Below are 8,100 nucleotides of genomic sequence, written 5' to 3' on the forward strand. Positions count from 1 at the left end.
TCTTGATGCCAATTTAGCTAAAGAACAAGCAGAAGCGATCGCTCTCCAAGAACGAAAACAAAAGGAAAAACTAGCTGCATACCTGCAATCTATAGGTATTGATCCTGATCACATCCCATAAGTATTGGGGATAGATGAATAAAAAATTACACCTCGCCCATAGACAACAATGATCACTGCTAAATCTCTACTGTAGAATCACCAATCATCCTGTTAATCCTTAAATCCTGGATATCCTGATTCAGACAATCTATAGGTATTGATCCTGATCACATCCCAAATGATCACTGATAAATCTCTACTGTAGAATCATCAATCATCCTGTCAATCCTTAAATCCTGGATATCCTGATATGGCTACGCTATCAGACATCCCCCAATTCAGAAACACCAAATTTTCCATAAATAAGGTAAGTTGCTTTGTTAGTGAAATCAGGTGCGTCAGAAACTTAAAATTAGTGACTTGAACCCCAATTATTTTATCTGACACACCCTAGAGAGGAAAAAATATCCGATAATCACAAGCAACTGGAGTTAATAATTAACAACCCTTGGTATCATTGGGTTATGATTTTTTGTATTTTAAGCAGAGCGAGGAATACGTTCTATTTCCGCGTAGCCACTAAAAATTAGCTTTTTTCCTTCAGTTTCTAGACGATTCAAGCGCATTTTCACCCCATCCAAGTCAAAACGATCTAAATCCACCATATTATCTAAAATTCCCACCAATGCCATACTCAATGTTTGTGAAATTTGGCGCTGTTCTTCTGGTGCTTGGTCAAGTTCAATTTTTGGGTCTTTAAAAGAAACTCGTCGCCGTTTTTCAATACCTATACCTATAGTCATTGCTAGAGGTATGAGTTCACCGTTATTTAAGTCCGCTTTAGCTACAAGATGCAACCGATTTCCGGGTAATAACTCTATTTGTACTTGGGTAAAAGAAACGGGTTCACCACCAGATATCTCCATTAAACCTGGTTCAGAAAGATTTAATAGCCGCTTTTTCACCAGTTCTGCCTGAAAAGCCTGATTAATACCAATTTCTGATAAAACTACTTGTGCTACTGCTTGGGTGGGTTGTTTTAAATTGAGTTTTCCAGCCAAAACCGAGCCGAAATCAATAGCAACTGCATCGGTTTCAAAAGACATTTCCTCTACAGCGAAGTCTTTACGAATCACTAAGCCCTGTCCGCTCATTTTAAAGCTATCAATGCTGCCTTGCAACAATTTGCTGGAGGGATAGCAGCGCACCAAGACTTCTACTGAATCGCTTGCGCTAAACAGGTGGCGAATCGTTTGGCTGGCGACTGTGTTGAGCATTCGCTCTCCCCAATCTGTGCCTTTGGGATCTGTTAAACCAGTAAGTCCGCCTAACATTAGGTTTTGGCTCTCTAGAAGTTCTCCATACTTTTGTAACAAATTGTGAAGAATCCTGCAAGCGATCCCCACATTTATTATTCTGATAGATATATACAGGATAACTGATAGCTAAAAATTATATTAGATATTAAGGGAACAGGGAACGGATAAGAAATTTTAGTTCTGAGTTTAAGGATCAGTCAGAAAGAAGGATTTTTTGATGTTTATGAGGGAAATTGGATAGTTTCAGGCTTTTGGAATCGTCTATTAGTGCGGTGCGTCAGATAGAAAAAATCTGTTGGCTGCTCAATTATCGGGTCTGACGCACCCTACAAGAGATAAAATCTTTTTTGATGTTTATGAGGGAAATTGGATAGTTTCAGGCTTTTGGAATCGTCTATTAGTGCGGTGCGTCAGATAGAAAAAATCTGTTGGCTGCTCAATTATCGGGTCTAACGTGGTTGGTGAGCTTGCCGAACCACACCCTACAAGAGATAAAATCTGACTCCTGACTCCTGACTCCTGACTCCTAGCCTAACCAAAAGACTTTTTAAGCAACACCTATTTTATTAATGTCGATCGCCTTTCAGCAGTTAAACGATGGTTACGGTATAATTTGGTAAAGTATTATTTTTGGCAAAGTTATGTTATGCCAGTGTATTACAATGGGTTTGCTGGGGATTCTGACGATGATACCTGTGCAAGCTCAAACACCCAATACCTTACCACCCCGTTCTCCCACACCTGAAGCACCCGTTCCCCTTCCACCACTGGAAGAATTACTCCCTCAACCAAATATTCCAATTCCTAATCAAGAGTTATTTTTAGTACCTGGCAACATTACTATTAATCGTTTTGTAGTGGAAGGTAGTACGCTGTTTACTGCTGAAGAATTAGCTAAAATAACAGCGCCTTTTACAGGGCATCCTATTACATTTACGGAGATGGTACGGGCAGCAGGGGCGATCGCTCAATTATATATTGATCGTGGTTATGTCACTTCTGGGGCATTTATCCCTGCTAATCAAACTTTTAATCGACTTGGGGCTACGGTTAAAATTCAGGTGGTGGAAGGTCAACTTTCCGCTATTCAAATCAAAAAAATCGGTAGGCTAGATCCAAATTATATTCGCGATCGCTTGGCGATGTCTGGTTCTCAACCTTTAAATATCAATCGTTTAATCGAAAAGTTACAACTTCTCCAGCTTGATCCCCTAATTCAAAATATCTCAGCAGAACTAACGGCGGGCAGCAATCCGGGGGAAAGTGTATTAAATGTGGCGGTTGTAGAGGCTGATAGTTTTAGCACTTCGGTGGATTTGGACAATACGCGATCGCCCAGTGTCGGTGAGGTAAAAGGGGGGATTCGTCTCCAGGAGGGGAATTTACTGGGATTTGGCGACAGGATCAATCTCGGCTACAGTGATACGGAAGGGAGTAATACTCTAGAAACTAGCTATATTTTACCACTCAATCCCCAAAATGGCAGTCTGCGTCTAGCTTACAATACTACCAGCAGTGAAGTAATTGAATCTGCTTTTCGCCAATTAAATATTACCGCAGCTTCCCGTTCCTACGAAATTACATTGCGTCAACCTTTGATACAAACTCCTAGTCAAGAATTTGCGATTGGCTTGAGTGGCACACGCAAAGAAAGTGAGACATCTTTATTGGGGTTAAAATTTCCTTTATCACCAGGGGCAGATAATCAAGGTAGTACCAGAATCTCTGCTTTGCGGTTTTTTCAGGAATTTACTAGCCGTAATCAAAGATCAGTAATAGCATTGCGATCGCAATTTAATCTTGGTGTCGGTTGGCTAAATTCTACCTGGAACAACAATCCCCCAGATTCTAATTTTTTTACTTGGCAAGGTCAAGCGCAATATGTAAAACTACTAGCACCAGATAGTTTATTATTATTAAGAGCAGATGCTCAATTAGCAGATCGTCCTTTGGTCGCTTTGGAACAGTTCGGGTTGGGTGGTAGTGACAGTGTACGCGGATATCGGCAAAACTTTTTGCTCCATGATAATGGGGTATTTAGCACGGCAGAGTTACGTTTACCAATTGCGCGAATCTCTGCCAATGGAGTATTACAATTAACGCCTTTTGTGGATTTTGGCACAGGTTGGAGTAATTCTAGCAGTTCGGCAATGAATACTTTGGCTTCTGCGGGGTTGGGGTTGTTATGGCGACAGGGTAATACACTCACAGCCCGCTTGGATTGGGGTATTCCGTTAGTTTCTACATCCGGGAGTCAGGAAACATGGCAAGAAAAGGGTATCTATTTTTCTCTGGTTTATTCACCTTTTTAGTTGTTTTTGGTGTTGTTCATGGTGCGGTTTGGGGAAATGAAGGGTTCACGCAGAGGCGCAGAGGCGCAGAGGAGGATGTGAAGGAGTTGCAAGAAGGTTTAGAGACAACTTCTGATGTTGAAGAACGGGGGATGATTTTAACTTATCTTTCTTTAGCTTATCAAAAGTTGGGACGGTGGGAAGAGGCGAAAAGAGCGATCGCTGATAGTTTGGAGATATGGTCTAATTTACCAATACGGGGGGGATATGCTCAGGCTTTGAATACTCAAGGACAGCTAGAATTGGCTTTGGGAAGATCAGCAGCAGCTTTGAAGGTTTGGCAACAAGCGACCCAGATATATGGTAAGTTGGGGGATGAGGTGGGGGTTAATGGCAGTTTGATTAATCAGTCTCAAGCTTTACAATCTCTGGGACTTTATCAACAAGCTTTAACTAAATTAACTAATATTCAAAAACGTTGGCAAAATCAACCAAATAATTTAGAAAAGTTGATTGGGTTGCGGAGTTTGGGCAATGCTTTGGGAATTGTGGGAGATTTGGAACAATCCCGCCAAGTGTTAGAATCAAGTTTAGCGATCGCTCAAGAGTTGAAAAATTCTCAAATGATTGCAGATATCCTTGTCAATTTGGGAAATACAGCCCAGTCTCAACAAGATTTCCCCGCAGCAGAAAAATATTATCTCCAAGCTAATCAAGTTAAGGGTCGATTAAATTTACTACAATTACTTTTAGAAACCCAACAATGGGACAAAATTCCTCAACTCATTGCACAACTCCAACCAGAAATTACCAATCTTTCCCCCAGTCGCACTAATATTTATGCCCGAATTAACTACGTTCAAAGTTTGGTAAAATTTAAACAAAGGCTTCCTAAAAAACAAAATCAGCAGATACCCATTCCCCAAACTTTATCCAGGGGAAGAGAACGCGCGATTAATCAATCTCCCAAACCAGAATTATTTTTTAATCCTTCTCCCTCAACTGTAGAAAATGAAAGTCCAGAATGGGTTAATATAGCTCAAGAAGTAGCGATCGCTCTCCAACAGGCAAAAACTCTGGGAGATGTGCGGGGACAGTCTTATGCTTTGGGAACTTTGGGAACTTTGTATGAACAAACTGGGCAATTTTCCACGGCTTTACAACTTACCCAACAAGCTTTACTTTTAGCCCAATCTATTCAAGCAACGGATATTTACTATCGTTGGCAATGGCAATTAGGTAGACTTTATACAACCAATCCCCAAACCTATCAGCAAGCATTGGCAGCATACCAAGATGCCGTTACCACTTTAGCATCTTTGCGAACCGATTTAGTCGCCATTAACCCAGAGGTGCAATTTACCTTTCGAGATAGTGTTGAACCGGTTTATCGAGAATATGTGAGTTTGTTGTTGCGTCCGGTTTCTATCAGTCAAGATAACTTAATCAAAGCCCGGAATGCGATTGAGTCCCTACAACTAGCTGAACTAGAAAACTTTTTCCGTCAAGCTTGTTTGGATAGTAATCCAGTGCAGATTGATCAGATTGATCCTCATGCTGCCGTATTTTATCCGATAATTCTGAGCGATCGCTTAGAAGTAATTGTCAGTTTACCTAATCAATCCCTACGCCACTATACCACAAATATTTCCCAGATTGAGATAGAACGCACTCTTCGCAGTTTACGGAGTGGGATTACAAATCAGGAATCAATGGGTTTTTTACCTCTATCCCAACAAATGTATGATTGGTTAATTCGACCAATTGCTGGGGAATTAGATCCGAAACAGATCAAAACTTTGGTATTTATTCTTGATGGGTCAATGCGAAATATCCCGATCTCTGCTTTGCATGATGGTAAACAATACCTATTAGAAAAGTATGGCATAGCGATCGCCCCAGGATTACAATTAATAGACGTAAAACCCTTAAAAAGAGAAAGTTTGCGAGTATTAGCGGGAGGTTTAAGCCAAGCCCGTCAAGGATTTGAAGCATTACCTAGCGTTGCTGAAGAAATTGAACAAATTCAAGCCAAAACCTCCAGTCAAGTATTTTTAAATGAAGCCTTTACCAGTGCAGCCATTGGTGAAAAACTCAATAATTTTACTGGTTCAATAGTTCATTTAGCTACCCACGGAGAATTTAGTTCCCAAGCCAAAAACACCTTTATTCTTACCTGGGATGGTCGCATTAATATCAATGACTTAGGTGATTTACTGAGAAATAAAGGAACAAATCGGCAAAATGCGATTGAATTACTGGTTTTAAGTGCTTGTAGAACTGCTTTAGGAGATAATCGTGCCGCTTTGGGTTTAGCCGGAGTCGCGGTTCGTGCAGGCGCTCGTAGTACAATTGGTTCACTGTGGTATGTTAGTGATGAAGCCACCTCTTCAGTAATGGTGAACTTTTACCAACAACTGACCAATGATACACTAAGTAAAACAGAAGCACTGAGGCGATCGCAATTAACCCTCCTAAACAACCCTGAATACAAACATCCTTATTTCTGGTCTCCCTTCATCTTAGTAGGAAATTGGCTCTAAAAACTCTCTGCGTCTCTGCGTCTCTGCGTGAGACAAAATTCAACAATTTCTCTGCAACCAAACTTCCAAACTCACCAACAACCACAACTTAACACCATACCGTCCCCAAACATCACCTTCAAACTTGAGCCATTGATTGAGTAATTCTTGATTAAGATAAAGTGAAATAGCACTATTTTTATTTAACAATAACCTTTTAGCTTCTCGTTGCCAATACTTACGAAATCCTAACTGTACTGGTACCATCATACCACTTTTAGGACGATTAATGATTTGATCTGGTAAAATATCAATAACCGCTTTTTTCAAAACTGCCTTTTCTTCCACACCAGATAATTTATATTCTGGAGGAATTTGCATACTCCAATCAACTACACGCTGATCAAAAAGAGGAGATAAACCTTGCAAACCCACAGCTTGAGTTAAATTATTAACTTTTGTGAGAATTTGATCTGCTCCCTTAAATTTAATATTTAATCCCATTAACCGGTTCAAATAATTTCCTTGTCCATCTAAATCAGCAGCAAATACTGATGGTTCTGTTTGTAATTTGTTCCAAATTTCCGGTTTTAAAAGTTGTGGTAAATCAACTGCACATTTTTGAAAAGCCATTAAATAAGCCGATAATGAATTTTGATTAGTAATAGAACCATATAAACTATTAATTAACATCGGCTGATTTTTCGGACCACCAAAACAAGGATCACCACCTTCACCATTAAGTATAACTTGTACATCTTTTCGCGCCATTTTTCCTAACAATAAATTTGGTACTGTTAAAGGATCACCGATAGGATCATCTAAATAAGCTATGGTTTCTGGTAAATGTTCCCACATATCCCGAAAGGTAATTTCTAAAATGTGGTGTTGAGTTTGGCAATGTTTAGCAACGAGGTGAGAAAATTCTAATTCATTAGCACATTCAGCACCAAAATGAATCGAGTAGGTGTGAACTGGTGCGTGGTGAAATTGGGATGCTAAAGCTGTGATGCTGCTAGAATCTAAACCACCAGAGAGGAAAACCCCGACAGGTTGGTTTTGGGGTAAGTATTCTTTGACAACTTGCTCAAGTAGGAAACGCAAGCGATCGCTATAATATTCTAAGGGTTGATTAGCTATAATTTGCTCTTGTAGTTGCCAATAAGAAGATATTTTTCCAGTGGGTAATTCCATCACTGTTCCTGGACGTATCTCCCGCACATCTTCCCAGAGTGTCCTTTCTCCTGGAACAAAGGCACAGCAGAGATAATCGCGCAATGCTACTATATCTAAATTATTGGAACGATGAGGTTTGAGGGTGCTTAATTTTGGTGAAATCCAGTGAGTTGAGCCAGTGTTTGTATAATAAAGAGTACGGCTACCGATGCGATCGCGTCCCAACCATAATACCTGTTTTTGGCGATCGTTCACCACCAAACTAAACATTCCCACCAACATATTTAGGGATTCCACACCCCATTTTTCCCACAAATCAGCAACAATTTTTTGATTACTAAAAAACCCATTAACATCAACTCCTAATTTTTCTAACAATTCCACCCGATTAGTTAACCACACATCTCCAACTACTACAAATCTTTGTGTAGAACTCAATGCAAATTGTTTCTGTTGAGAAATAACAGCAAATTTATGATCTTGCCAAATTACATCTTTTGTGAATGAATCTAAATTTCCCCATTGTACATACCAACCAGGAATAATATTATTAACCGAGATAGTAGATTTTTGAAACATATTAAATAGTCTGAATTAGGGTTTTAATATTTAGTAAAAATTACTAGCGATCGCCCATTGAATCCCGTTCTATCCGAAAATCTGTATTGTCAGTCATAGCAAATACATTAAAAATTAAATTTACCAATATTCTACCGGAGATAGGGCAAAAATATTTACACTATACTGTTA

Annotated in this window: 4 protein-coding genes; 2 read left to right on the forward strand and 2 right to left on the reverse strand. The window is 39.6% G+C overall.

What is annotated here, in order from left to right; translation table 11 throughout:
• Nucleotides 1-581: 581 nt before the first annotated feature.
• Nucleotides 582-1,376, reverse strand: coding sequence for a DUF2993 domain-containing protein (locus tag VB711_RS26090; protein ID WP_323289346.1), 795 nt, complete (start codon nt 1,374-1,376; stop codon nt 582-584).
• Between the two features lie 626 nt (nt 1,377-2,002).
• Between VB711_RS26090 and VB711_RS26095 the strand changes: the two genes are divergently transcribed.
• Both VB711_RS26095 and VB711_RS26100 read left to right on the forward strand, forming a co-directional pair.
• Nucleotides 2,003-3,673, forward strand: a complete 1,671-nt coding sequence (locus tag VB711_RS26095; protein WP_323289347.1) for a ShlB/FhaC/HecB family hemolysin secretion/activation protein — start codon at nt 2,003-2,005, stop codon at nt 3,671-3,673.
• Entirely contained in the window at nt 3,625-6,195 is a 2,571-nt protein-coding gene (locus VB711_RS26100) for a CHAT domain-containing protein (RefSeq protein ID WP_323289348.1), read from the forward strand. Before VB711_RS26095 ends, VB711_RS26100 begins: the two co-directional genes overlap by 49 nt.
• Nucleotides 6,196-6,234: 39 nt before the next feature.
• On the opposite strand, the gene VB711_RS26105 is transcribed toward VB711_RS26100, so the two are convergent.
• Nucleotides 6,235-7,929, reverse strand: a complete 1,695-nt coding sequence (locus tag VB711_RS26105) for an asparagine synthetase B family protein (RefSeq protein WP_323289349.1) — start codon at nt 7,927-7,929, stop codon at nt 6,235-6,237.
• Between the last annotated feature and the right edge of the window lie 171 nt (nt 7,930-8,100).

The sequence above is a fragment of the Cronbergia sp. UHCC 0137 genome, from assembly GCF_034932285.1.
Lineage (GTDB): Bacteria > Cyanobacteriota > Cyanobacteriia > Cyanobacteriales > Nostocaceae > Cronbergia.

What these genes read in the sequence shown, in the direction of transcription:
- VB711_RS26090 (WP_323289346.1), bottom strand. Translation starts at nt 1,376, where the DNA reads ATGTTAGGCGGACTTACTGGTTTAACAGATCCCAAAGGCACAGATTGG.
- VB711_RS26095 (WP_323289347.1), top strand. Translation starts at nt 2,003, where the DNA reads ATGTTATGCCAGTGTATTACAATGGGTTTGCTGGGGATTCTGACGATG.
- VB711_RS26100 (WP_323289348.1), top strand. Translation starts at nt 3,625, where the DNA reads ATGGCAAGAAAAGGGTATCTATTTTTCTCTGGTTTATTCACCTTTTTA.
- VB711_RS26105 (WP_323289349.1), bottom strand. Translation starts at nt 7,929, where the DNA reads ATGTTTCAAAAATCTACTATCTCGGTTAATAATATTATTCCTGGTTGG.